The following is a 24,328-nucleotide window of genomic DNA, read 5'->3' as shown; positions in this document are numbered from 1 at the left end:
AGGAGGATGTGCTCGGTGCCGATGTAGTTGTGGTTGAGCATCCGGGCCTCTTCTTGGGCCAGGACAACCACCCGCCTCGCGCGGTCGGTGAACCTTTCGAACATTCGCACTCCCTGACTGCTGCGCCGGCGGTCCTCGGGCTCACCACTGGCAGACCGTGGAGAGCGCGGCACCGTGCCGACCACTGTAGTCGGCGGGGCCGTCGCTCTCAGTTCCCGTGCGCAGCTGGCCGCCCTCGGGGAACTCTTACACCCTCGTCAACGCACGTTGTGCCAGGCAGATTCCGCTTCGGGGCCTGTGTCCGCTTACCGCGAACAGCCACCCGTTCGGAGGAGTCTTCGGTGACCGGGGTCACTCGGACGGCGCAATCGCGGATGATCTAGGTAAGGTTAGGCAAACCTCAGCCGATGACGAACTGCGAGGGCCTTGCCGATGACGATACCGGCGACCGTGCGCACGCGTCACGCGTCCACGCCCGTTGCCGAGTCCATCGCGCGGGTCTCCACCCGGACGGACGACGTGGAGGTCCGCTTCGGCCTCCCGGCGGACCGCGGCGACTGGCTGCTCTGCTCCGACGTGCTCGCCGACCCGCGGCTGTTCGGCCGCTGGCGCACGGCGCTCGGGTCCTGGCTGGTCGACGAGTACGGCGAGTCCTCCGACCGCGCCACGGCCGGGTACGTCATGGGCTGGTACCTCGGCGTGGCGGGAGGCCTCGCGGGGCTGCTCTTCCACAGCGCGCGGCGCGTGCCGTCGCTGAAGCCCGCCGACCTGGCGTTCCGCATCGCCGACGACGACCGCCCGGACGTGGCGGGCATCGCCCTGCTGTCCGACGACTTCGCCTGCCTGCCGGACGACCCGGCGGGCAACCACCCGGCGGCGACCGTGGTGGCGGACGAGTCCGCGCTGGCCGCGGTGCTGCGCGCCCGGTACGTCGCCCACGCGGCGGCGTTCGTCGCGGCCTACGCGCCCACGGTCCGCCTCGGCAGGCGGATGCTCTGGGCCGCGGCCACCGACGCCCTGGACAAGGGCACCTGGCTGGCGGGCCGGATGTGCGGCGACGAGGCCACCGGCGTGTCGGACGCGGCGATGATCCTGCCGGAGAGGATGGAGCCGTTCACGTCGGCGTCCACGCTCCGGTTCGTCGACGGCGAGTGGACCCGCAAGCGCGAGAGCTGCTGCTTCACCTACGTGCTGCCCGGCGCGGAGGCCTGCGACACCTGCCCCCGCGTCTGCCGCTAGCTAGACCCGGTGCCGGTGCCCGATCGGCACCACGAGCGGCGTGCCGGACACGGGGTCGGCGACCACGCGGGCGTCGAGGCCGAACACCTCCAGCAGCATCTCCTCGGTCAGCACCTCGGTCGGCGTGCCCTGCACGACGATCCGGCCCGCCTTCATCGCGACCAGGTGCTCGGCGTACCGGGCGGCCAGGTTGAGGTCGTGCAGCACCATGACGACCGTGCGGCCCATCTCGTCGTGCAGCCGCTGCACCAGGTCCAGCACGTCGATCTGGTGGGCGAGGTCCAGGTAGGTGGTCGGCTCGTCGAGCAGCAGCAGGTCCGTCCCCTGGGCGAGGGCCATCGAGATCCACGCCCGCTGCCGCTGCCCGCCGGACAGCTCGTCCACGGTCCGGTCGGCCAGCTCGTCCATGTTCGTCAACGCCAGCGCCTCGGCCACCGCGGCCTCGTCGTCGGACGACCACTGCCGGTACCACGCCTGGTGGGGCTGGCGGCCGCGCGCGACCAGGTCGGCGACGGTCAGGCCCTCGGGGGCCTGCGGGGCCTGGGGCAGCATCCCCAGCACCTTGGCGACCTCGCGGGTCGGGATCCGGTCGATCCGCTCGCCGTCCAGCAGCACGGACCCGCCGCGCGCGGGCAGCAACCGGCCCAGCGCGCGCAGCAGCGTCGACTTGCCGCAGCCGTTGGGGCCGATCACGCACGTGACCGTGCCGCCGATGACGTCGAGGTCGAGCCCGTCGACCACCATCCGGTCGCCGTAGCCGACCTTGAGGTCCGCTGCCTGGAGTCGAACAGTCATACCCGTGCCTCCCGGCGGCTGCGGATGAGCAGGTACATCAGATAAGGAGCGCCGAGCACGGCGGTCACGACGCCCACCGGCATCTCGAACCCGCCGAACGCGGTCCGCGCGATCAGGTCGGACGTCACGACCAGCAGCCCGCCGACGACGGCGGACCCCAGCAGCGGCGGGGTGGCCGTCGCGGCGAGCCGGACGGCGACCTGCGGCGCGGCCAGCGCCACGAACGCGATGGGCCCGGCGGCCGCGGTCGCCACGGACGCCAGCGCGATCCCGACCAGCAGCAGGACGCTGCGGCCCGCGTTCAGCCGGACGCCCAGGCCGCGCACGGTGTCGTCGCCGAACTGGAGCGCGCCCAGCAGGTGCGCGCAGACGAACGCGATCGGCATCAGCACCGCCAGCGCGATCCCGACCGGCACCACGTGCTCCCAGCCGCGGCCGTTGAGGCTGCCGGTGATCCACACCATCGCCCGGCCCGCGTCGGTCACGTCGCCGATGGTCAGCAGGTACGTGGTCAGGTTGCCCGCGATGGCGGCGATGCCCACGCCCACCAGCACCATCCGGAAGCCCTCGATGCCCTTGCGCCACGCCAGCGCGTAGACGAGGAGGCCGAAGAACAGGCCACCCGCCAGTGCGGCGGCCGGGATGCCGATCTCGGCGACCGGGCCGGTGAACACCCCGGCGAACGTGATCACCGAGACGGCTCCGACGCTCGCGCCCCAGGTCACGCCGAGGATGTCCGGGCTCGCCAGCGGGTTGCGGGCGACGGCCTGGAAGATCGCCCCGGCCAGCGCCAGCGCGGCCCCGACGAACACCGCCGTCAACGACCGGGGCAGCCGCAGGTCCAGCACGATGAACCGGTGGCTGGTGGTCCCGCCGCCCAGCAGCACGTCGAACACCTGCCCGAGCGTGATCGGGAAGTCGCCGAGGCCGATGTTGACCGCCATGACCAGCACGAGCAGCGCGAACCCGACCACGACCAGCAGCAGCGGCCGCCACCGGACCGGCCAGGACAGCGGCCCGATCCGGACGCCCCTGCGCGCCTTCACCACGGCGGTCACAGCTTCACCAGCTTCTTGCGCCGGACCAGCGCGATGAAGAACGGGGCCCCGAACACGGCCATCATGATCCCGACCTCCAGTTCCGCGGGCCGGGCCACGACCCGCCCGAGGACGTCCGCCACCAGCAGCAACGCCGCCCCCAGGAGCCCGGAGTACGGGATCAGCCAGCGGTAGTCCGGCCCGGTGACCGCCCGCGCCGCGTGCGGCACGACGAGCCCGAGGAACCCGATCGGCCCGCACGCCGCCACGGCGCCGCCGATCAGCAGCGTGATGGCGGTGATCCCGACGATCCGGGTGCTCACGATCCGCTGCCCGAGCGCGCGGGCGACGTCCTCGCCCAGCGCCAGCGCGTTGACGCCCGCGGCGTTGACCAGCGCGAGGACCAGGCCGACCGACAGGAAGGGCAGCACCTGGAGCAGCACGTCCAAGCCGCGCCCGGACACCGCGCCGACCTGCCAGAACCGGAAGGCGTCCAGGCTCTGCCGGTCGACCAGCACCAGCGCCGACACGAGCCCGTGCATCAGCGCGCTCACGGCCGCGCCCGCCAGCGCCAGCGTCACGGGCGTCGGTCCGGCGCGCCCGGAGGACCCGAGGAGGAACACCACGCCGCTGGCGACGAACGCCCCGAGGAACGCGAACCAGACGTAGGCGTTCAGGCTGGTGACGCCGAGCGTGAAGATCGCCAGGACCACGGCGAACGCGGCCCCGTGCGTGACGCCCAGGATGCCGGGGTCGGCGAGCGGGTTGCGGGTGTGGCCCTGCATGAGCGCCCCGCCCACGCCGAGCGCGATGCCCACCGCGATGCCGAGCAGCGTGCGCGGGACCCGCAGCTCGCGGATGACGACGTCGTCCTCGAGACCGGTGGGCGACGTGAGCGCGTGCCACACGCCGTCGAGGGCGATCTCCTTGGAGCCGATCGCGATGCTCGCGATGGCGGCGATGGCGAGTGCGAGCACCAGCAGTGCCAGCCCGACGAGCCGCCGACGGCGCTGCCGTGGTGCCAAGAACCGCTCCTCACCCGCGCCGCTGTCCGACCTGGTGAGGGAAGCCTAACCGAAGAAGTGCGGAGTCCCGCACGTCCGCGCCCCGATGTCGCGCGGACCACGCATTCGACCGTTCGGCGGCCATTTCGCCACGATTTTCGCAATGTTGATCAAAGAACTCGACTACCCACCGAAGCCGGTCAATCACCATATAAGCCGCGAGGGGGCGTCGGAACCGAATCCGACGCCCCTTCGTTGATCTACGTAATTGGGGTGGCTCACACCCCTTAAACCGCCGGTCAGCCCTGCTGGTGGTAAGCGTCGAGGACCTCGGCCGGGATACGGCCGCGATCGGACACCTTCATGCCCTGCTTGCGGGCCCACTCGCGAATGGCCTGGTTCTGCTCCCTATCCGCCGACGCCGGACGAGCAGCCGTCTTAACCCCGGCCGGACGACCCGGCCCCCTCTTGCGACCACCGGCGCGACGCGCGCCCGTGACGAAGTCCGCGAGTGCGTCGCGGAGCTTGCCCGCATTGTCCGAAGAAAGGTCGATCTCATAGGCGACGCCGTCCAGGCCGAAGCCGACGGTCTCCTCTGCCCTGGAACCGTCCAGGTCATCGACCAGGGTCACGGTGACCTTCTGCGCCATGCGTATCCTCCTGGACTCGAATGCGCGGTACTGCTACCCCGACCGCGACCGAAAACAATGTCGTTGTGCAGGTTAGCGCATAACCGCGGATATGCACCTGCCCACGTCGAAGACGTTACTTCATTCAGGGCGGGTGCGCCGGAAACGGGTTCCGGAGCGCGAAGGCGTCGAAGAGTAGTCGACCGATACCATTCCCACACCCACGCTCGGTGGCATTCCGGGCGGCGTCGATCGCGGAAAGTCCCGGCACGGGGACCGACCGTCACGCCCGCCCTGGCCTGCGGATCCACCCGTTCCGGGGGTCCGCGACGGCCGTTCCGGGAGTTCTTCACCGAGTGGACCGGGCACGATGCCCGCCAGAACAGTTGTGCAAGAACTCTGCCGAAGCGCCTGAAGTGATCTACTTCCGTCAGGTTCGCACAACGAACCCGCGCATCACGGGAGTAGTCCACTCACCCGCCCGGACTTGTCCATACCACCGGAGGCACAACTCCCGGAACGCCGGGTTCCTCCGTTAGCGGCTATCCGCGCGGTGGAGTACCCGCGAAGACAGGCGGCCGCGAGGACTCCTCAGCCTCAAGAGTCCCACTCCTGACGGCAGTTCGGGCGAATCCCCGGTTACGGATGGGACTCGTGTGGCCAACGACGCACCGATAACCTCAGGCCCCGGCACACCGGGTAACGATCCGGAATTCCGGTTTCCCGTCGGGGGCGCCCACCGCGAGTGGCCTCGGGGTCGAACGGGTCGAACGGGGTGTTCGAACGCGGAAAACGGGATCGATCTCACCGACGCCAAACGGAAAGCGCTTGCACTTCACCGGTGTTCGCGCAGATCCGGACACCGTTCGAGAACAAGTCGAATCAGCCTCGATTTAGCGAACTGCCCGGTCTGCCGTTGTGGCCCACCGCGCGGAACCGCCGTGTTCCCCGCACTTCGAGCCGATACGGATCCCGTTCCCCCGAGCACAATGGGACCGTTTTCCACCGGGAACGGGGACTCGTCCGGTCGGCGCAAGGCGCGAACGCGCGGCCGACACCCCGTCGAGAACGCCGGGCGCTATTCGAGCGGCCCTGTCGCCCGACCTCGGTAGGTTGGGCGGGTGACGAGCGCCGAAGATCGACCTCACCACGAGATCCCCCACCACGCCCGCCGCGCGAAGTCCTTCGGGGCGCGGGCTTCCGACTACGCCGCACACCGCCCGGACTACCCGGTGGACGCGGTGCGCTGGGCCCTGGAACCCGTGTCGACGGGTGGGCCGCTGCGCGTGCTGGACCTCGCCGCGGGCACCGGGAAGCTGACCGGGGTGCTGTGCGCCGAGGGGCACGACGTCACCGCCGTGGAACCGGACGAGGCGATGCTGTCCGAGCTGGTGCGGCTGCACCGAGGGGTGCGGGCCCTGCCCGGCCGGGCGGAGCGCATCCCGCTGCCCGACGGCACGATGGACGCCGTCGTGGCGGGCCAGGCGTTCCACTGGTTCGACCCCGAGCTCGCGCTGGTGGAGATCGCGCGGGTGCTGCGGCCGGGCGGCGTCGTCGCCGGGCTGTGGAACGGCGACGACGTGGACGTCGAGTGGGTCGCCGGGTTCAGCGAGGTGAGCGGCTCCAGGGTGAGCACCACGCTGTTCGAGACCGACCACCACCTCGGGACGCCGCACCGGTTGTTCACCGACGACGCCGAGGGCGTGTTCGGGCACTCCCAGCGGCGGACCGCCGAGACGCTGGTGGCCACCATCAGCACCCACTCGCACGTCCTGGTCGCGCCGGACGAGGAGCGCGAGCAGCTGCTGTCGAAGATGCTGTCGTACCTGAAGTCCCGCCCGGAAACCGCGACCGGCGAGTTCGAGATGCCCATGCGCACGGTGGTGCGCCGCAAGGTCCGCCGCTAGCCGCGTGACGGGGCCGCTCTCCTCCGGGAGGGCGGCCCCTCGCGCGTCAGCGCATGTTGCGCTCGAAGACCAGCCGCAGGCCGAGCAGCGTCAGGTCCGGCACGTGGTGCTTGATGGTCGCCGACTCCGACACCACGAGCGGTGCCAGACCGCCGGTCGCGATCACGGTCACCTCACCGGCCTCCGTCGCGCCCAGTTCCTCGATGATCCGCGTGACGAGCCCGTCGACCTGGCCGACGAACCCGTAGACGATGCCGGACTGGAGGCACTCCACGGTGTTCTTGCCGATGACCGCGCGCGGCCGGACCAGCTCGACCTTGCTGAGCTGCGCGGCGCGGGCGGCCAGCGCGTCCAGGGAGATCTCGATGCCGGGCGCGAGCGCGCCGCCGAGGAACTCGCCCTTCGCGGAGATCACGTCCAGGTTCGTGGACGTACCGAAGTCGACCACCACGCAGGCGGTGCTGTGCAGGTGGTGCGCGGCCAGGGTGTTGATCACCCGGTCCGAGCCCACCTCCTTCGGGTTGTCCACCAGCAGCGGCACGCCGGTGCGGATTCCGGGCTCCACCACGACCTTCGGCACGGCCGCGTAGTAGCGGCCGAGCATCACCCGCAGTTCGCGCAGCACCGCGGGCACGGTGGACAGCGCGGAGATGCCGGTGATCCGGTCGGCGTACTCGCCGAGCAGGCCCCGCATGGTGAGCGCCAGTTCGTCGGCCGTCATCCGGGCGTCGGTGCGCATCCGCCAGTCGCGGACGAGCCGCGCCTCGTCGCCCAGCCCGTCGTACAGGCCGAGCACGATGTTGGTGTTGCCGACGTCGATCGCGAGCAGCACGGGAGTTCCTCAGTTCTCGGCTTGGATCAGGGCGTCGAGCGCGGCGGCGTCGGCCGTCTCGGCGGCGGTGATCGCACCGCTGCTGAGACCCGAGCCCTCCGGGGCGTGCGCCAGGTCCGCCCCCAGCTCGACGACCTTGTTGTCCGCGTCCACGAAGACGACCCGCGGCTCGTACCCGCGGGACTCGGCGTCGTCCATCACGCCGTACGCGATCAGGATGACCAGGTCGCCGGGCCGCACGAGGTGCGCGGCGGCGCCGTTGATGCCGATCACGCCGCTGCCGCGCTCGCCCGCGATGACGTACGTCTCCAGCCGGGCGCCGTTGGTGACGTCGACGATCGCGACCTGCTCGCCCGCCAGCAGGTCGGCGGCCTCCATCAGGTCGAGGTCGACGGTGACCGAGCCGACGTAGTGCAGGTCGGCACGGGTCACGGTGGCCCGGTGGATCTTGGACTTGAGCATGGTGCGGAACATGACGGCCTTCCCCCTCAGTCGTCGCCGTCGCCGAGCAGCACGGCGGCGTTGTCGATCAGACGTGTCTTGCCCACCTTCGCGGCCACGAGCAGGCGGGCGTCGCCGTGCTCCGGGGCCGGGCCGAGGTCGGGCGCGCGGAGTTCCAGGTAGTCCAGCTCGACCTCGGGAACGGCGGCCAGTGTCGCGCGCGCGGTCTCCAGCACGGCTTCCGCCCCCTGCGCGCTCACGTGCGCGCCCGCGACCAGCGCGGCGGACAGGGCGACCGCGGCCTGCCGCTGCTCGGCGTCGAGGAACCGGTTGCGCGACGACAGCGCGAGGCCGTCGTGCTCGCGGACGGTCGGCACGCCGACGACGTCGAGCGGGAAGTTCAGCTCGCGCGCCATCCGGTGGATCAGCGTCAGCTGCTGGTAGTCCTTCTCGCCGAACACCGCGTAGGTCGGGCCGACGATGTTGAACAGCTTGGCCACCACGGTCAGCACGCCGTCGAAGTGGCCGGGCCGGGTCGCGCCCTCCAGCTCGTCGCCGAGCGCGCCGGGCGACACGGTCACGTTGGTGCCCAACGGGTACATGTCCTCGACGCTGGGCGCGAAGACGAGCCCGACGCGTTCCTCGCGGCAGATGTCCACATCGGACTCCAGCGTGCGCGGGTAGCGGTCCAGGTCCTCGTTCGGCCCGAACTGCAACGGGTTCACGAAGACCGACACCACGACGACGGTGTTCTGCATGACCTGCGCCTCGCGGATCAGCTTGCGGTGACCCTCGTGCAGCGCGCCCATCGTCGGCACCAGCGCGATGTTGCGACCGGCCGCGCGGAGCGTCCGCGTCACCCGCGCGAGCCGCGCCGGGTCGTGGTGGACGGTCACCCCCGTGGGGCTGTAGTCGGCCTTGGTCAGCGGCTTCGTCATGCGTCGTCCTCAAGGGTGGTTCGGACTTCGGTGGCGGCCTCGGGCCGGAGCAGGCCCGCTGCCTCCGCGCGGTCGGCGGTGCGCCGCGCGAGAACGCGGTACGAGGGGAGGACCTCCGGCGCTTCGCGCGCCAGGACGTCGAGGTGCTTGCGGACCGTGCCGACGTCGCCGCGCGACACCGGGCCGGTGAGCGCGCGGTCGCCGTGGCGCAGGGCGTTGTCCAGCGCGGCGGACAGCAGCGGCCCGAGCAGCCGCTCGCCGCCGGTGACGCCCGCCGAGCGCAGCAGGTCCGTGCACTCGGCGACCAGGGTGACCAGGTGGTTCGCGCCGTGCGCGAGGGCGGCGTGGTAGAGCGGGCGGACGTGCTCGGGGATGCGGACCGGGTCCGCGTCCATCTCCACGACCAGCGCCTCGCCGACGCTCCAGGCGATCTCGTCGTCGTCCGCGGCCGTCACGCCGACGCTGGCGGCCGTCATCCGCAGCAGGTCCTCGGAGCGGCCGGTGAACGTCATGACCGGGTGCAGCGCGACGCACAGCGCGCCGAGCCCGGCCGCGGGCGCGAGCGCGCCGACACCGTGCGCGCCGCTGGTGTGCACGACGATCTGCCCGGCCCGCAGCGATCCCGTGGCGGCGAGGCCGCGGACGAGCCCGCCGAGCGCGTCGTCCGGGACGGCGAGCAGCAGCAGGTCGGCGGCCTGGGCGACCTCGGGCGGGTCGAGGACGGGGACGTCGGGCAGCAGCTCCTCGGCGCGGCGCAGCGAGGCCTGCGAGACGGCGCTGACGCCGACGACGTGGTGGCCCGCGCGGGCCAGTGCCGCGCCCAGCACCGAACCGACGCGGCCCGCGGAGATCACCCCGACGGCGAGTCTGGCCGGGCGGGTCACGGCGTCGTGTCCGCTCGGGTGGTCGCGCTCATTGCGACTGGCTCCTTCTGGCGTTCCAGTCCCGACCTTTCCGCGGGTACCGGACGACGGCCGCGAGCGTAATCGGGGACAAATCGGAATGTGCGGTCCGGTGACCAGCTTCACCCCTGGCGCTGACGGCCCGCCGCCCTCATCGCGCCGGGCGCGGCGACGGCCGCCTGCCGCGCGGCCAGCAGGGTGGACAGCAGCAGCTGGTGGCGGTCGTCGGCGTCGTGACCGGCCGTGCCCTGGGCGATCCGGTGCCGCAGGAACGCCAGCTCCGTCACGGCGTGCTGGTAGCCGCGGACGGCGTCGGCCGCCTTGTCGCCGACCTTGGCCCGCACCGCGCGCCGCCAGTTCTTGCGCCCCGGCAGGCTCGCCAGCAGCGCCACCTCGCTCGCGGCGATCCACCGGTTCGCCGCCATCTCGGGGAGCTGCCCGGCGACGATCCGCTGCTCGCGGCGGCGCTGCCACACGACCAGCACGACCATGCCGACGAAGATCGGCACCATGATCAGGAAGTAGAGGTTGATGAACGTCGTGCCGTCGCCGACGGTCGTGGAGAAGTTCCACAGCGAGTGCAGCCCGGCCGCGCACAGGTAGCCGACGAGCGGCGCGACGATCCGGACCGCCCTGCTGCCGCTGAGGGCGGCGATGCCGATCCCGATGCCGGTCAACGACGTGAACAGCGGGTGCGCGAACGGCGCCAGCACCCCGCGCAGGATGAACAGGCCGACGATCCCGCTGCTGGCCGAGCCGAAGCCGCCCTCGTTGAAGACGCGGGCGAAGTACCAGATGTTCTCGGTGAACGCGAAGCCCGCCGCCGTCACGCCCGCGTACACGATCCCGTCGACCACGCCGTCGAACTCGTTGCGGCGCCTCAGGAACAGCACCACGAGGAACGCCGCCTTCGCGGCCTCCTCCGCCACCGGCGCGCCGATGACCGCGGCGAAGTCCGCCCCGAACCCCTGCCGGATCAGGTCGCCGATCGCCTGTGCTCGCGAGTTGAACGCCAGCGAGCAGATCGTCGCGCCCAGCGCGCCCCACGCGAACGCCAGCAGCAGGATCTTCGCGGGCTCCGGCTCCCACCGGTCCACCCACAGGTAGGCCATGATCACCGGCCCGACGGGCAGCAGCGCGGCCAGCACGCCCACCAGGATCGGCAGCAGCCCCGTCGTGCTCGTGCCCAGCGCGAACAGCACCAGGCCGGAGCAGGCGAGCGCGATGAGGCCCACCACCGGGAGCAACACGGTCCAGCGGCGTTGCTCGCTGCGCTTGCGGGCGGGAGGCGGCGTCGGCAGTGCGTCGGCGTCGGTCACGGGGAAACTGTAGGGCCAGGTACCGACAGTGTCGGACGGGGAATCGCGGTATGCCCGCCCGGAGGGCTCCGCACGGGTGAACGAGGACACTGGACCGGTGGAATCGCGGTGGCGGGAAGCCCTGTACGGCCCCGGCGGCTTCTTCGCGCGCGGCGAGGTGCCCGCCCGGCACTTCCGGACGTCGCCGCTGGTCGGACCCGAGTTGGCCGAGGCGCTGCTGGTCCTGCTGGCACGGGTCGACGCGGTGCTCGACAGGCCCGCTGCGCTCGACTTCGTCGACATGGGCGCGGGTGGCGGGGAACTGGCCGGGGCGGTGCGGGAACTGGCGGAAGGCGATCTGGCGCGACGACTGCGCGTCACGGCCGTGGACCTCGGGCCGACCCGGTCCGTGCCGGGCGTCGAGTGGCGGCGGGAGCTGCCGCGGGCCGTGACCGGGCTGCTGGTCGGCCACGAGTGGCTCGACGCGGTGCCGTGCCCGGTCGTGGAGGGCCCGTCGGACGACCCCTGGCTGCGCGACTGGTGGCCCGTGGCCGCCGGGGAGCGGGCCGAGGTGGGAGCGCCGAGGGACGCGGCATGGGCGGACGCCGTGGCACGGGTGCGGGGTGCGGCGCTGGCGGTCGACTACGGGCACCTGCGGGCCGACCGGGTCGCCGGGCGGTACCGGGCCGGGACGCTGGCGGGCTACCGCGACGGGCGGCGGGTCGAGCCGGTGCTGGACGGCAGTTGCGACGTGACGGCGCACGTGGCGCTGGACGCGTGCGCGGCCGCGGCGGGCGGCGAGCACGTGCTGGTGTCGCAGCGGGACGCGCTGGGGGCGTTGCTGCCGGAGGTCGTGCCCGGCGGGGACCCGTTGGCGTGGCTGGAGGCGACCGCGCGGGCCGGGCGGATCGCCGAGCTGCGGGCCGTCGGCGGGCTGGGCGACTTCGGCTGGCTGCTGCACGCCACGGCGGGGCGCGCGGCCGACCTGCTGCCCGACCTGCCGGAGTGGCGGCCCTAGTCCCCCGCGCAGGGTGACGGACCACCCGGCGGACGGACCTTGAGCAGGAGTTCGTGCAGCAGGGCCGTGTCCGACGGGGTCAGGTCGGCCAGCATCTCGCGTTCGATGGTGTCCACGGCCGCGCGCATGCCGTTCACGGCCACGCGGCCCTTCTCGGACATCACCACGATGTGCCTGCGCCGGTCCTCGGGGTCGCGCTTGCGCTCGGCGAGCCCGGCCTTCTCCAGGTCGTTGAGGATCGCGACGAGGACGCTCGGGTCGACCTCCAGCACGTCGAGGAGGCTCTGCTGGCTCGTCGGGCCGTTCTCGCACAGGTGCGACAGCGCGAAGCCGTGCCGGGGCGTGAGGCCGGTCGCGCTCAACTGCTTGCGCAGCCGGGCGTCGACGTCCCTGCCCAGGTGCATCAGCACCATCCCGACCCGGTCCACGTCCACGGCACAACTGTACCCGCCTGAGTAAACCATTGAACCTCTTCAACGATCTGCTACCGTCAATCCTATGTTCATTGCAACGCTTGTCCTGAGCGCACTGCTCGCCCTCGTCTTCCTGGGCGCGGGCTTCGCGAAGATCACCAAGAACCCGAAGATGGTCGAGGCGGCCACCTCGCACGGGTTCACGGTCGGCCAGTACCAGCTGATCGGCGCCGCGGAGGTCGCGGGCGCGGCAGGCCTGGCCATCGGGCTCTGGTGGGCGCCGCTCGGCATCGCGGCGGCCGTCGGCCTGACGCTGCTGATGATCGGCGCGGTGATCACCCACGTGCGCTTCAAGGAGGCGTTCGCACTGGTCGCGCCCTCGCTGGTGCTCGCGGTCCTGTCCGCGGCCGCCCTCGTCCTGCGGATCACGACCGCCTGAGAACCTGGTGTCGGATAGCCGCCGGCGGTGCGACGGCGGGGCCGCGACGCTGGACCGCATGAGGATCCACGCGCTGCCCACCGACGTCGTCGACCACGCCCGCGAGACCACCGACGAGCACCACGAACACCGAGCCGAGGCTCCCGGAATGCCGTTGCGCTGCTGCCTCACCCGAGCCGCCGAGGGCGAGCCGGTCGTGCTGTTCGGCTACTCCCCCACGGCGGGACGCGGGCCGTACGAGGAGGTCGGCCCGGTGTTCGTGCACGCCGAGGCGTGCGCCGGACCCGAGCGGACCGACGTGCTCCCGGCCGCGCTGCGCGTGTCGCCCAGGGTGCTGCGGGCGTACGACGCGGACGGCCGCATCCGCTCCGGGGAACTCGCCGCGCCGGACGAGCTGGACGTCGCCGTCGAGAAGCTGCTGGCCGACGACGAGACCGTGGAGGTGCAGGTGCGCAGCCTGTCGCACGGGTGCTTCCTGTTCGCGGTCACGCGGGACTGACGTGCGAGCATGACCCGGTGTCCGAACACCTCACCGTCGGCGTCGGGGCCGGGGCCCGCCACCTCGGCGTGGACCGGGTCGTCGACCTCGGCCCCCTGCACCCGTCCGCGCACGGCGCGTACCGCCTGCGGCTGACCGTCCGGGGCTCCGCCGACGACCCGGTGATCGCGGAGGCCGAGCCGCTGGTCGGCCACCTGCACCGGGGCGCGGAGAAGCTGTTCGAGGTCCGCGACTACCGGCAGGTGCTGACGCTGGCCAACCGGCACGACTGGCTGGCGGCGTTCTGCAACGAGCTGGCGGTCGCGCTGGCCGTCGAGCGCATGACGGGCATGGACGTGCCGGTGCGCGCGCAGTGGTTGCGGGCGCTGCTGTGCGAGCTGAACCGGCTGATGGCGCACCTGGTGTTCCTGGCCCCGCTGACCAGGTCCGGTTCCGAGGCCACCGACGGCACCGCGGCGGCGTTGCGCGGGCGGGAAGCCGTGCAGGCGGTGCTGGAGGAGGCCTCCGGCGGGCGCATCCACTTCATGTTCAACCGGATCGGCGGCCTGCGCGAGGACGTGCCCGCGGGCTGGACCGACCGCGTCGCCGCCGCACTGTCCACTGTGGATGTCGAGCTCATCGGCGCGTGCGCGGCGACCGAGCGGCTGGCCGGGATCGGTGTGCTGGCAAGGGGTTCCGCGCTGGCGCTCGGCGTGACCGGACCGATCGGCCGGGCGTCCGGCGTGGACCTCGACCTGCGGCGCGACGACCCGCTGCCCGCCTACCGCGACCTGGACGTGCGGCCGGTCGTGCGCACCGAGGGCGACGCGCTGGCACGGGTCCGCTGCCTCGTCGACGAGGTGCGGCTGTCGATCGACCTGGCCACCCGGTGCCTGGAACGGCTGCCCAGCGGGCCGGTGAACGTCCGGCTGCCCAAAGCGGTCAAAGCACCCGAGGGATCGGTTTACACGTGGGTGGAGGCGCCGCTGGGCACCTCCGGCGTGCACCTGGCGTCGCGCGGCGAGAAGACGCCGTGGCGGCTGAAGCTGCGCACGCCGTCGTTCAACAACATCCAGGCCCTGTCGGCGTTGCTGCCCGGAACGCGAGTCGCCGACCTCGCCGCGGTGTTGGGGTCTTTCGCGGTCGTGGTCGGCGACATCGACAAATAAGGACTCAGTCCTCTTCGCGACGCCTGCGGCGGCGGGGCGAGTCGGAGTTGCCCAGCGCGGCCAGGAGTTCGCTGACGGACTTGCCGTCGGCGTGCGCGCCCGCCGGGTCGTCCGGGTCCGGTGCGCTGCGGCGGCCCGGCTTCACGGGTTCGCCGCGGCCGGTGCCGTACGCGCCGACGCCGTCCCACGGCGGGCGTTCCTTCACCGGCTCGCCGCGACCGGTCGAGTACACGCCGGTGCCCTCCCACTTCGGGGTGGGGCGCTCGTCGGCACGCCTGCGGCCGCCGGTCTTCGGCTCCGGCGCGGGCGGGGCCGCGCGGGGCGGTTCGCCGTCGAACATCTCCGTGCGCTCCAGCGGCGGGCGCGGGCCGCGGGCGGGCGGCTTCGGCTTCGGGGCCGCGGGGGTCTGCGCGACGGGCATCTGCGGCGGCTCGGGCCTGCGGGTCTCCTGGACCGGCTGGCCGAGGCGCATCTCCATCGAGTCGAACAGGTCGGACGGCGTCGCCCGGACGGTCGGCTGGTCGCGGCGCGGCGGCGGGGTCGGCGCGGGCTTCTGCGGCTTCGGCGGGTCGCGGCGGACCACGATCGGCGGCTGCTGGCGCTGCGGCTGGCGGGTCGGCTCGCGGCGCACGGGCTCGGTGTAGTTCGAGGCGGGCCGGACGGGCTCCTGGCGGGCGGGCTTGCGCTGCTCCGACACCACGCGCTCGATCAGCTCGGTGCGCTCGACGTTGGTCTCGGGAACGACCTTCTGCACGGACGGCTTGCTCGCGGGCTTGCTGGGGCCGGCGGTGATGCCGCGCACGCGGTCGTTGCTCTCGCTGTTGATGATCTGGCGATCGCCGATCGCCATGAGTCTCGACTGGTCGGACAGCGACCGCATGCGCGTCGACTCCGCGCGCAACGCGACCCGCTCGACCAGCACCTCTCCACCCAGCAGCGCCTGGAGGTTCTCCCGGAGCGCGCGGAGCTCGTCCCGCAGCGCGTCCAGGTCGTCCCTCGACTCCTCCTGGATGCGCTTGCGCGACTCCGCCTCGATCTCCAGCTCGTACTCGCGGCGAGCGGCGACCTCGCGCTCCAGTTCCAGCTCGTAGACCGACTGCAGATCGGCGACCTCGTCCTCACGGTCCGCTACCTGCCGCCGGTACCGCGCGGCCAGGAAAGCACCGACGAGAGCCGCCCACAGCGCGGAAACCACTGCCAGTCGCAGCCAGCGGGCGTTGTCGCTCAGCACCAGCAGGGCCGCCGCCACGAGGGCGAGCGCCATTGCCGCTACCAGCAGTAGTCGCCCGGTGCCACGACCGCGATCTTGTTGCTCGTCGCTCGGCGACGCGCCTCGGCCGGTCATGGCCATACGGTACCTGGGAGTTATGCGACTGAGACCAATCTTGTCGTATCTAACTGTCTTGGTGGGTGGACCGCGGCGTCTTGCAGCAGTACTCCAACCACAGCGCCGAGGCGATCAGGAGACCCGCGCAGACGATGCCCACAATGGCGCTGACCATGTCGTTAGCCGCCGCGTCGAACTCCGCGCGCACGGGCAGCACGTAGATGAGGACCCCCACCCAGCCGCCCAACATGATCGCTCCCAAAAGTGAGGAAGCTTTCGCCAAAGCCACCGCGCGGGCCGCTGTGAGCGGCTCCACGGGCTTCGCGCCGGGCTTGCGGAGGATCCGGGCGCGCAGCGAGTACCCGAGGACCACGTCGATCGCGGCGATCACGAGGAGCGTCAGCCCGGCGAGCTTCGGCAGCGCCGCCAGCGAGCTGTAGGCGAGCCGGAGTAGTAGGTGCGCCAGCAGGCCGGCGATGAGCCCGACCGCCAGCAGATCACGGGCCTTGGTGAACCTCACGGCCCCATCCTCGCCCAAGCTGCTGGAACGGGGCTAGGCGAGGGAACCAAGAAGGGCGTCCAGGGCCGCACGGGGGAAGGTCAGCACGGTGCCCTCGGGGTCCTTGGAGTCCCGGACGGCGACCCTGGCGGGCGGGAAGGCGATCTCCACGCACTCGTTGCCACCGCCACCGCTGTAGCTCGACCTGCGCCACACGAACTCGGACATCCGCGCCTCCTGTCGCTACCCCCCGTTGGCCACCTCCGCGATCAGCTCCGCCGAATCGCCGGGGCTCAACGCCACCCGCTGAAGGGCGGCGAAGTTCAGCGTATAGGGCTCGCGCCCCTTGGGAGACTCGATATAGCGACCACCGGCCAACTGCTCCAAGTAGACGACGTCGTCGAAGTGCTCCTCGGCGAAGGACAGGATGTTGAATTGGTAACCAAACGCCGGATACGCGCCCGCCGACGAGGGGATCACCTGGAGAGCCACATGGCCCAGTTCACCCATCTTCAGCAGATGAAGCAACTGCTCCTTCATGACACTTGATCCACCAACCGGCTGACGCAGCATCGCTTCACCGATGATTGCATGCACACTCAATGGGTTCTTGTCGTCGAACAACCTATTCTGGCGCTTGATTCGCGCTTCCACCTGGTTGAACGCCATCTGTTCCGTCGGCCGCGGGACAAATGCCTTGGCCAACGCGAGCGCGTACTGCCGGGTTTGCAGGAGCCCCGGCACGAGGTCCGTCTTGAACGTGCGCAGCAGGAACGCCCCCGACTCCAAGGCCAGGTAGTCGCGCACGGCGTCCATCACCACGTCCGGCGGCAGCTCCTCCCACCAACCGGGAACGAGCGCGCGTTCGGCCGCTTCGTAGACGAGTGTGCGCTCCTTCTCGGGAACGTCGTAGATCAGGCCGAGCGCCATCACGTCGGCGGGCTTGATCGGGTGGTGCGCGTTCTCGATCTTGCTCAGCTTCGCCTGCGAGAAGCCCGCCGCGCGGCAGACGTCGGCCCCGCTGCGACCCGTTTCCCAGCGCCACGCCGCAAGGCTGCGGGCGACTAGCCTTTCCCGCACATTCGGCTTGTACGTGCTCATGGTCGAAATTGTAGGGATGAATTGCGTTATTCGCCAATTTTTGTTTCGCGAATATTCAACGAAAGATCCGCACGCTTGCGGACGCCTTCGGAGCTGTACTCCAGTTCGGCTACGGGACCGAATCCCGGCAATACCGCATCGGGTGACACATCGAGCCAGGGAATCACCACAGTGGCACGTTCGTGCGCGCCCGGATGGGGCAATAGCAACTCCGGATCACTCGAAAGGACGCCGTCCACGGTCACGACGTCGACGTCGAGTGTTCGAGGACCCCAATGCCGGTCCCGAACGCGCTCGGCGGCCCGTTCGAGCGCCTGGCCGCGCCGCAGCCAGCCCCACGCGTCGGTGTCCGGGTCCTCCACCACCAGGACGGCGTTGAGGAAGTCGTCCTGGTCCAGCACGCCCCACGGGGCCGTCTCGTACACCGGGGACACCGCGACCAGGACGTCGGCGAAGCCGTCGACCGCCAGTTGCAGGTACGCCAGCCGGTCGCCGAGGTTGGAGCCGATGGACAGGACCGCCCTGGTCACGAGCGGGTCCGGTGGATCGTCACCGACACGTCCGCGAAGGTCAGCGGGATCGGCGCGGACGGCTTGTGCACGGTGACCTCCACGGCGGTCAGGCGCTCGTCGGCCATGACCTCGTCCGCGATCCGGCCCGCGACCGACTCGATCAGGTCGTACGGCTTCCCCGCCACGATCCCCGCGGCCAACTCGGCCAGCTCGCCGTAGTGCAGCGTCCTGGTCAGGTCGTCCGAGGCCGCCGCCGGGCCGAGGTCGAGCCACGCGGTGATGTCCACCAGGAAGTCCTGGCCGTCCCGCTTCTCGTGCTCGAACACGCCGTGGTGGCCGCGCACCCGCAGCCCGGTCAACGTGATCCGGTCCGTCATCTCGCCGCCTCCGCTGGGGCACGCACGTCGGCGGTCACCCTTGTCTCCACGCCCGCGCCACGGTCACGGCGTCCAACGACTTGTCCACGTCGTGCACGCGCACCCCCCAGGCCCCCGCGAACGCCGACAGCGCCGACACGGCCGCCGTGGCGTCCTCCCGGCCGTCCGGCTCCCGGCTGCCCAGCAGCGACCCCAGGAAGCGCTTGCGGGACGCGCCGACCAGCACCGGGAACCCCAGCGCCAGCAGCTCGTCCAGCCCGTGCAGGAGCTGCCAGTTGTGCTCGGCCCGCTTCGCGAACCCGAGACCGGGGTCGAGGATGATGTTGTCCTCCCGCACGCCCGCCTTCAGCGCCGCGTCCACGCGGGCCAGCAGCTCGTCGCGGACCTCGTGGACCACGTTCGCGTAGGTCGCCAGCGAGTCCATCTCCCGGCTCTGGCCGCGCCAGTGCATGAGGATCCACGGCACGCCGCTCTCGGCGGCCACCTTCGCCATGTTCGGGTCGGCCAAGCCGCCGGAGACGTCGTTGACGATCGTCGCGCCCGCCTCGATCGCAGCCAGCGCGACCTCGGCGCGGGTCGTGTCCACGCTCACCGGCACGCCCTCGGCGACCAGCGAGCGGATCACCGGGGTGACGCGCGCCGACTCGACGTCCGCGGCCACGCGGTCCGCGCCGGGACGGGTCGACTCGCCGCCGACGTCCACGAGGTCCGCGCCGCGGCGGTGCATGGCCACGCCGTGCGAGACGGCGTGCTGGTGGTCGAGGTACCGGCCGCCGTCGGAGAAGGAGTCCGGCGTGACGTTGAGGACCCCCATCACCACGCAGTGCCCCGGTTCGGGCACGCTCACCTGTGCCGTCCGTTGATCAGGCTGATCGCCTCGGAGCGCGACGACGCGGAGCTGCGGAGAATCCCCCGCACCGCGGACGTCGTGGTGCGCGAGCCCGGCTTGCGGACGCCGCGCATGCCCATGCACAGGTGCTCGGCCTCCACCACGACGATCGCGCCGCGCGGTTCGAGCCTGCGCACGAGGGCGTCGGCGACCTGCGAGGTCAGCCGCTCCTGCACCTGCGGGCGCTTGGCGTACAGGTCGACGAGCCGGGCCAGCTTCGACAGCCCGGTCACGCGGCCCTGCTCGTTCGGGATGTAGCCCACGTGGGCCACGCCGTGGAACGGGAGCAGGTGGTGCTCGCAGAAGCTGTACATCGGGATGTCCGTGACCAGGACGAGTTCCTCGTGGCTCTCGTCGAAGGTCTTCGCGAGCACGCTGTCCGGGTCCGTGTAGAGCCCGGCGAACAGCTCGCGGTACGCCCGAGCCACGCGGCCGGGCGTGTCGCGCAGGCCGTCGCGGTCCGGGTCCTCGCCACAGGCGATGAGCAGCTCGCGGACGGCGGCCTCGGCGCGCGCGTGGTCGAAGACGCGTCGCGCGCCGCCGGCCTCCCCAGTTGCGGAGAGGCCGGCGGCGGTGCGGTCGATCTCGGTCACTTGCGGTTGTCCGGGTCCGTGTCGAACGAGCGCTTGCCCGCCTCGGCCTCGGTCTGCTGCTCCTGCGGGGCGGGGGCCCAGCCGGACGGCTGGCCGCCGGGGACCGTGGCCGGGGTCCAGCCGGGAGGGGCGCCGTAGTTCGGCGGGCCCGACTGGTTGACCGGCTGCGGCTGGTACCCGTTGGCGTGGCCGCCGTTGGGAGCCGCGGCGGGCACGTCCTGCGGGCGGTCGGCGCCGAGCGGCGGCGGCTCCTCGTCGAGGGTGTCCTCGACGACGGGCGGCCACGGCTCGCCGCGTTCCTTGGCCAGCTCGCCGGGGGTCTTGACCGGCGGGATGTCCGAGGGCGTGCGGTCGCCGAAGTCGTTGAACTGGGTGATCCGCGGCCGCTTCTCGACCCGCGCGAAAACCCGCTCCAGGTCCTTCTGGTGCAGGGTCTCCTTCTCGATCAGCTCGAGCGTGAGGTCGTCCAGCACGTCGCGGTAGGTGTTGAGCACCTCGTACGCCTCGGTGTGGGCGGCCTCGATGAGCTTGCGGACCTCCTCGTCGATCTCGTGCGCGACCTCGAGCGAGTAGTCGGCCTGACGGCCCGCCGTGCGGCCGAGGAAGGGCTCGCCCTGCTCCTGGCCGTACTTCACGGCGCCGAGCTTGGCGCTCATGCCGTACTCGGTGACCATCGCGCGGGCGATCTTGGTCGCCTGCTCGATGTCGTTCGACGCGCCCGTGGTCGGCTCGTGGAAGACCAGCTCCTCTGCGGAGCGGCCGCCGAGCGCGAACACCAGCCTGGCGATCATCTCGGACCTGGTCATCAGGTCCTTGTCCTCCTCGGGCACGGAGAGGGTGTGACCACCCGTCCGGCCGCGGGCCAGGATCGTGACCTTGTAGACCGGGTCGATGTCCGGCATCGCCCACGCGGCCAGGGCGTGCCCGGCCTCGTGGTACGCGGTGATCTTCTTCTCCTTCTCGGAGATGATCCGGCTCTTGCGGGCCGGACCGCCGATCACGCGGTCCACGGACTCTTCCAGCTCGACGCTGCTGATGACCGTGCCGTTCTTGCGCGCGGTCAGCAGGGCGGCCTCGTTGATGACGTTGGCCAGGTCGGCGCCGGAGAACCCGACGGTCCGCTTGGCGAGGCCGTCCAGGTCGGCGTCCTCCGTCAACGGCTTGCCCTTGGCGTGCACGCGCAGGATCTGCTTGCGGCCCTTCAGGTCCGGCGCGGACACCGGGATCTGCCGGTCGAAGCGACCGGGGCGCAGCAGCGCGGGGTCGAGGATGTCCGGCCGGTTCGTCGCCGCGATCAGGATGATCCCGCCGCGCGAGTCGAAGCCGTCCATCTCCACCAGCAGCTGGTTGAGGGTCTGCTCGCGCTCGTCGTGACCGCCGCCCATGCCGGCGCCGCGATGGCGGCCGACGGCGTCGATCTCGTCGACGAAGATGATGCACGGCGCGTTCTGCTTGGCCTGTTCGAACAGGTCGCGGACGCGCGAGGCGCCGACGCCGACGAACATCTCGACGAAGTCCGAGCCGGAGATCGAGTAGAACGGCACGCCCGCCTCACCCGCGACAGCGCGGGCGAGCAGGGTCTTGCCGGTTCCGGGAGGGCCGTAGAGCAGGACGCCCTTCGGGATCTTCGCGCCGAGCGCCTGGTAGCGGCCGGGGTTCTGGAGGAAGTCCTTGATCTCCTCGAGCTCCTCGACGGCCTCTTCGGCTCCGGCGACGTCACCGAACGTCGTCTTGGGCATGTCCTTGGACAACTGCTTGGCCTTGGACTTGCCGAAGTTCATGACGCGGTTGCCGCCACCCTGGGCGTTGTTCATCATCCACATCAGCAGCAGCAACAAGAGCCCGAGCGGCACCAGGTAGATCAGCACCTGCATCAGGAACGACTCCTGGCTGACCTTCGTCTCCAGGACGGGCTTGGGCTGCGCGTCGTCCAGGATCTTGAAGATGTCGTCCGTGGACGACGCCGGGAACTGCGTGATCAACCGGTCGTGGCCGTTGAAGTTCGCGCCGTCCTTCAAGGTCAGCTTGAGCCGCTGCTCCTTGTCCTCCAGCGTGACTTCCTTGACGTTGCCGGCACGCACTTGTGCCAGCGCTTCGGACGTCTTGACCGGGGTATACCCCCTGGTGTCGTCGAAGAGCATGGTGAAGATGAAGTAGAACATCAACACCGCCGCGATCCACAGCAGCGGGTTGCGAAGCAGGCGCTTGCGGTCCATTCACTTACGGCCGTCGGGCGGCCTCGACCCTCCCTGACTTGCATGTCGGGTGATGGGGGCCCCACCTCTCCCGTCGACGGGCACTGACGGGTACACCCGTCGGGCCAGCCTACCGCCCGTCGGCCCGGCTCGGCCGATCCACGGGGGGATGCGGGCGGAGAACGGGCGGCGGATCAGTACTGACGCGACAACGGACGAACCAGGCAGCGGGTTCCCCGCCGTGACCCCCGACACGGATTACGGGCCGGAGCGGTTCACCGAGCGCGAAACATGAGGAATACTCAGCCGTCGCCCGCCGCAGACGACTGGGCCGAACGGCCCAATCTCCTGGACTGCGCGCCCGGATGGTTGAAACTGGTCGTGAACTTCGGAGGCCCGCAGCCCGTAACACTCGATAGAGGTACCGCGCTACTTACAGGTAGCTACCTGCATCGATCCAATCGAGTGATGGCCACCACTGGTCTAGACCCCAACCGCCCGCCGCGTGTTGTCCTCAGAACCACGGAGAGTTTCCCAATCACCCCAACGGGTGAACACTGAACCGAAGGTACCCACGGTATGTCATCGCGCAACCAGCCCACCAGCCTGCTCCGCCGCATAGCCCTCCCCGTGGGGGCGCTGATCGGCGTGGTGGCGGCAGTCAGCGTCACCGTGGTCGCGTTGAAGGCCACCAGTGGCCCCGACTGCCAGGGAGCACTCCCGCTCAAGGTCGCCGTCACGCCCGCCGTCGAGGACGTCGTCAAGGCCACCGCCGCCGACTACCAGGCGAGCCAGCCGATCGTGAACGGCAAGTGCGTGCAGGTCCAGATCGAGTCGCGCGGCGCGGCCGACATCGCCAAGGAACTCCCGACCGCCCAGATCAACCCGCCCGCGCTGTGGATCCCGGACTCGTCCATGTGGGCCGCCGAGACGCAGAAGGAAGCGGGCGAGATCGGCCAGGACGCGCCCCGCCTCGACGTGAAGAGCTCGCTGGCCAGCTCCCCGATGGTGATCGCGGGCTCCGAGCAGTCGATGAGCAAGCTCGGCTGGCCGGTCACGCCGATCAGCTGGTCGAAGGTCGTCGACCCGAACGTCCCCGTGACGCTGAGCGACCCGACGCAGTCCACGGAGGGCCTGGCCACGCTGGCCGTCGTCCGCGGCCTCCTCGGCAACCCCGACGGCTCCCCCAAGCCGGAACTCGTCAGCGCGCTGCTGCGGGTCGGCCGGGAGGCGCTGCCGTCGGTGCGCGACGCGTTCAACAAGGTCACGCAGGGCGCCGAGAACGCGCCGATCTTCACCGCGAGCGAGCAGAACGTGATGGCGAACAACCGCTCGGTGGGCGAGCGGCGGGTCGTGGCCTCCTACCCCAAGGAGGGCACGCTCGGCTTCGACTTCCCGCTCGTGCGGGTGAGCAGGCCCGGCGAGCACTCGGGCACCGAGGCCGCCGCGTCCGGGTTCGAGAAGGCGCTGCGCTCCCCCGAGGCCGCCAAGCGCTTCACCGACGCCGGGTTCCGCAACCCGCAGGGCCGCGCGCCCGACGGCTGGACCACCGAGAAGGACGGCGTCAACGGCGACCAGGTCAACCTGCTGAAGGCGCCGACCACCGACCAGGTGTCCGAGCTGCTGCGCACGTGGGGCGCCATCGCGCTGGACTCGCGGATGCTCGCGGTGCTGGACGTGTCCGGCTCGATGGCCGAGAAGATGAGCAACGGCCAGACCCGGATCGAGGCCGCCACCCAGGCCGCGCTCACGGCGCTGAGCCTGTTCCCGGAGACCTCGGACATCGGCCTGTGGGCGTTCTCGACGGACAAGAAGCCGCCGAACGACTGGATCTCCCTGGTCCCGATCGGCCCGCTCGGCGAACCGCTCGGCGGCAAGCCCCGCCGTGACGTGCTGGTCCAGGGCGCGCAGGGCCTGGCGTCCATCGTCGGCGGCGGCACCGCGCTCAACGACACCGCGCTCGCCGCGTGGCGCTTCATGCAGTCGACGTACGACCCGACGAAGATCAACTCGGTCACGCTGATCACCGACGGCAAGAACGACGACATCTCCAGCATCGGCATGGCCGACCTGATCGCCACCTTCCAGAAGGAGGCCGACCCGACCAGGCCCGTCCCGATGATCATGGTCGGCCTCGGCCAGGAGGCCGACATGGACGCCCTCCGCCAGATCTCCGGGGCCACCGGCGGCAAGGCCTACCAAGCCCTCCAACCGGCCGACATCCAGGGCGTTCTCCTAGATGCCATCAGCCAGCGGCGTTGCAGGCCGAACTGTTAATCAGGACAACGAAAAGGGG

At 71.2% G+C, this 24,328-nt stretch carries 27 protein-coding genes; 7 read left to right on the top strand and 20 right to left on the bottom strand.

Features of this window, described 5'->3' with window-relative positions; translation table 11 throughout:
- Positions 1–104 (bottom strand): Clp protease N-terminal domain-containing protein (locus tag ACFWW9_RS38240; RefSeq protein WP_360708722.1); only part of this gene is annotated, 104 nt, incomplete at its 3' end.
- Positions 105–432: 328 nt separating this feature from the next.
- On the opposite strand from ACFWW9_RS38240, the gene ACFWW9_RS38235 reads away from it, so the two are divergent.
- Positions 433–1,239: a (2Fe-2S)-binding protein gene (locus tag ACFWW9_RS38235; protein WP_390387358.1), complete on the top strand. Its 807-nt coding sequence runs from the start codon at positions 433–435 to the stop codon at positions 1,237–1,239.
- Here ACFWW9_RS38235 and ACFWW9_RS38230 read toward each other — a convergent pair whose 3' ends face one another.
- The 4 genes from ACFWW9_RS38230 to ACFWW9_RS38215 all read right to left on the bottom strand — a co-directional run bounded on the left by ACFWW9_RS38230 (position 1,240) and on the right by ACFWW9_RS38215 (position 4,725).
- Positions 1,240–2,034, bottom strand: coding sequence for an ABC transporter ATP-binding protein (locus ACFWW9_RS38230; protein ID WP_390387356.1), 795 nt, complete (start codon positions 2,032–2,034; stop codon positions 1,240–1,242). It abuts the gene before it with no gap.
- Entirely contained in the window at positions 2,031–3,092 is a 1,062-nt protein-coding gene (locus ACFWW9_RS38225) for a FecCD family ABC transporter permease (protein ID WP_390387354.1), read from the bottom strand. Before ACFWW9_RS38225 ends, ACFWW9_RS38230 begins: the two co-directional genes overlap by 4 nt.
- Complete coding sequence (locus tag ACFWW9_RS38220) at positions 3,089–4,096, bottom strand: FecCD family ABC transporter permease (protein WP_390387352.1); 1,008 nt, start codon at positions 4,094–4,096, stop codon at positions 3,089–3,091. Before ACFWW9_RS38220 ends, ACFWW9_RS38225 begins: the two co-directional genes overlap by 4 nt.
- A gap of 278 nt (positions 4,097–4,374) precedes the next feature.
- Positions 4,375–4,725, bottom strand: a complete 351-nt coding sequence (locus ACFWW9_RS38215; RefSeq protein WP_390387350.1) for an Lsr2 family protein — start codon at positions 4,723–4,725, stop codon at positions 4,375–4,377.
- A 1,100-nt stretch (positions 4,726–5,825) separates the two neighbouring features.
- Here ACFWW9_RS38215 and ACFWW9_RS38210 point away from each other — a divergent pair.
- Positions 5,826–6,611 (top strand): class I SAM-dependent methyltransferase, encoded by a 786-nt coding sequence (locus tag ACFWW9_RS38210; RefSeq protein WP_390387348.1) that lies wholly within the window; start codon positions 5,826–5,828, stop codon positions 6,609–6,611.
- 46 nt (positions 6,612–6,657) lie between these two features.
- On the opposite strand, the gene ACFWW9_RS38205 is transcribed toward ACFWW9_RS38210, so the two are convergent.
- The 5 genes from ACFWW9_RS38205 to ACFWW9_RS38185 form a co-directional block, all read right to left on the bottom strand.
- Positions 6,658–7,443, bottom strand: coding sequence for a type III pantothenate kinase (locus ACFWW9_RS38205; RefSeq protein ID WP_390387347.1), 786 nt, complete (start codon positions 7,441–7,443; stop codon positions 6,658–6,660).
- Positions 7,444–7,452: 9 nt separating this feature from the next.
- A complete protein-coding gene (gene panD / locus ACFWW9_RS38200; RefSeq protein WP_390387346.1) occupies positions 7,453–7,917 on the bottom strand; it encodes an aspartate 1-decarboxylase in 465 nt (154 codons plus the stop codon).
- Positions 7,918–7,931: 14 nt separating this feature from the next.
- Entirely contained in the window at positions 7,932–8,822 is an 891-nt protein-coding gene (gene panC / locus ACFWW9_RS38195) for a pantoate--beta-alanine ligase (protein WP_390387345.1), read from the bottom strand.
- Positions 8,819–9,706 carry a Rossmann-like and DUF2520 domain-containing protein gene (locus ACFWW9_RS38190; RefSeq protein ID WP_390387344.1) on the bottom strand — a complete coding sequence of 296 codons (888 nt, stop codon included), beginning with the start codon at positions 9,704–9,706 and terminating at the stop codon, positions 8,819–8,821. The genes panC and ACFWW9_RS38190 overlap by 4 nt, the downstream gene beginning before the upstream one ends.
- A 140-nt stretch (positions 9,707–9,846) precedes the next feature.
- Entirely contained in the window at positions 9,847–10,974 is a 1,128-nt protein-coding gene (locus tag ACFWW9_RS38185; protein ID WP_390387363.1) for a PrsW family intramembrane metalloprotease, read from the bottom strand.
- Positions 10,975–11,140: 166 nt separating this feature from the next.
- On the opposite strand from ACFWW9_RS38185, the gene ACFWW9_RS38180 reads away from it, so the two are divergent.
- Positions 11,141–12,040, top strand: coding sequence for an SAM-dependent methyltransferase (locus tag ACFWW9_RS38180; RefSeq protein ID WP_390387342.1), 900 nt, complete (start codon positions 11,141–11,143; stop codon positions 12,038–12,040).
- Here the strand turns inward: ACFWW9_RS38180 and ACFWW9_RS38175 are convergent.
- Positions 12,037–12,474: a MarR family winged helix-turn-helix transcriptional regulator gene (locus ACFWW9_RS38175; RefSeq protein WP_390387340.1), complete on the bottom strand. Its 438-nt coding sequence runs from the start codon at positions 12,472–12,474 to the stop codon at positions 12,037–12,039. The two genes, ACFWW9_RS38180 and ACFWW9_RS38175, sit on opposite strands and share 4 nt — an antisense overlap.
- Positions 12,475–12,538: 64 nt before the next feature.
- Between ACFWW9_RS38175 and ACFWW9_RS38170 the strand changes: the two genes are divergently transcribed.
- Genes ACFWW9_RS38170 through ACFWW9_RS38160 form a run of 3 tightly spaced genes read left to right on the top strand, consistent with a single transcriptional unit; the run spans position 12,539 to position 14,539 of the window.
- The gene (locus ACFWW9_RS38170; RefSeq protein ID WP_390387338.1) at positions 12,539–12,892 is read left to right on the top strand and encodes a DoxX family protein; all 354 of its coding nucleotides are present in this window, start codon (positions 12,539–12,541) and stop codon (positions 12,890–12,892) included.
- A gap of 58 nt (positions 12,893–12,950) precedes the next feature.
- Complete coding sequence (locus ACFWW9_RS38165) at positions 12,951–13,391, top strand: DUF1203 domain-containing protein (protein ID WP_390387337.1); 441 nt, start codon at positions 12,951–12,953, stop codon at positions 13,389–13,391.
- Positions 13,392–13,408: 17 nt separating this feature from the next.
- Complete coding sequence (locus ACFWW9_RS38160) at positions 13,409–14,539, top strand: NADH-quinone oxidoreductase subunit D (protein WP_390387336.1); 1,131 nt, start codon at positions 13,409–13,411, stop codon at positions 14,537–14,539.
- A gap of 4 nt (positions 14,540–14,543) precedes the next feature.
- Here the strand turns inward: ACFWW9_RS38160 and ACFWW9_RS38155 are convergent, their stop codons facing one another.
- The 9 genes from ACFWW9_RS38155 to ftsH are packed head-to-tail and all read right to left on the bottom strand — an operon-like array spanning position 14,544 to position 22,053.
- A complete protein-coding gene (locus tag ACFWW9_RS38155) occupies positions 14,544–15,884 on the bottom strand; it encodes a DUF6779 domain-containing protein (protein WP_390387335.1) in 1,341 nt (446 codons plus the stop codon).
- Positions 15,885–15,933: 49 nt separating this feature from the next.
- The gene (locus ACFWW9_RS38150; protein ID WP_390387334.1) at positions 15,934–16,386 is read right to left on the bottom strand and encodes a DUF3180 domain-containing protein; all 453 of its coding nucleotides are present in this window, start codon (positions 16,384–16,386) and stop codon (positions 15,934–15,936) included.
- A 33-nt stretch (positions 16,387–16,419) separates the two neighbouring features.
- Entirely contained in the window at positions 16,420–16,593 is a 174-nt protein-coding gene (locus tag ACFWW9_RS38145) for a DUF397 domain-containing protein (RefSeq protein ID WP_390387333.1), read from the bottom strand.
- A gap of 15 nt (positions 16,594–16,608) precedes the next feature.
- Positions 16,609–17,466 (bottom strand): helix-turn-helix domain-containing protein, encoded by an 858-nt coding sequence (locus ACFWW9_RS38140; protein ID WP_390387332.1) that lies wholly within the window; start codon positions 17,464–17,466, stop codon positions 16,609–16,611.
- Positions 17,467–17,492: 26 nt separating this feature from the next.
- The gene (gene folK, locus ACFWW9_RS38135; protein ID WP_390387331.1) at positions 17,493–17,996 is read right to left on the bottom strand and encodes a 2-amino-4-hydroxy-6-hydroxymethyldihydropteridine diphosphokinase; all 504 of its coding nucleotides are present in this window, start codon (positions 17,994–17,996) and stop codon (positions 17,493–17,495) included.
- The gene (gene folB / locus ACFWW9_RS38130; protein WP_390387329.1) at positions 17,993–18,355 is read right to left on the bottom strand and encodes a dihydroneopterin aldolase; all 363 of its coding nucleotides are present in this window, start codon (positions 18,353–18,355) and stop codon (positions 17,993–17,995) included. Before folB ends, folK begins: the two co-directional genes overlap by 4 nt.
- 34 nt (positions 18,356–18,389) lie before the next feature.
- Positions 18,390–19,169 carry a dihydropteroate synthase gene (folP, locus tag ACFWW9_RS38125; RefSeq protein ID WP_390387361.1) on the bottom strand — a complete coding sequence of 260 codons (780 nt, stop codon included), beginning with the start codon at positions 19,167–19,169 and terminating at the stop codon, positions 18,390–18,392.
- A gap of 29 nt (positions 19,170–19,198) precedes the next feature.
- Positions 19,199–19,828, bottom strand: coding sequence for a GTP cyclohydrolase I FolE (folE, locus tag ACFWW9_RS38120; protein WP_390387359.1), 630 nt, complete (start codon positions 19,826–19,828; stop codon positions 19,199–19,201).
- A gap of 5 nt (positions 19,829–19,833) precedes the next feature.
- Complete coding sequence (ftsH, locus tag ACFWW9_RS38115; protein WP_390387328.1) at positions 19,834–22,053, bottom strand: ATP-dependent zinc metalloprotease FtsH; 2,220 nt, start codon at positions 22,051–22,053, stop codon at positions 19,834–19,836.
- 558 nt (positions 22,054–22,611) lie between these two features.
- Here ftsH and ACFWW9_RS38110 point away from each other — a divergent pair.
- Complete coding sequence (locus ACFWW9_RS38110; protein ID WP_390387327.1) at positions 22,612–24,309, top strand: substrate-binding and VWA domain-containing protein; 1,698 nt, start codon at positions 22,612–22,614, stop codon at positions 24,307–24,309.
- The last annotated feature ends 19 nt before the right edge of the window (positions 24,310–24,328 follow it).

Origin of the sequence: Umezawaea sp. NPDC059074 (assembly GCF_042738955.1) — a bacterium.
In the GTDB taxonomy this organism is placed as follows: Bacteria; Actinomycetota; Actinomycetes; order Mycobacteriales; family Pseudonocardiaceae; genus Umezawaea.
This window is presented reverse-complemented; position numbering and strand designations above follow the sequence as displayed.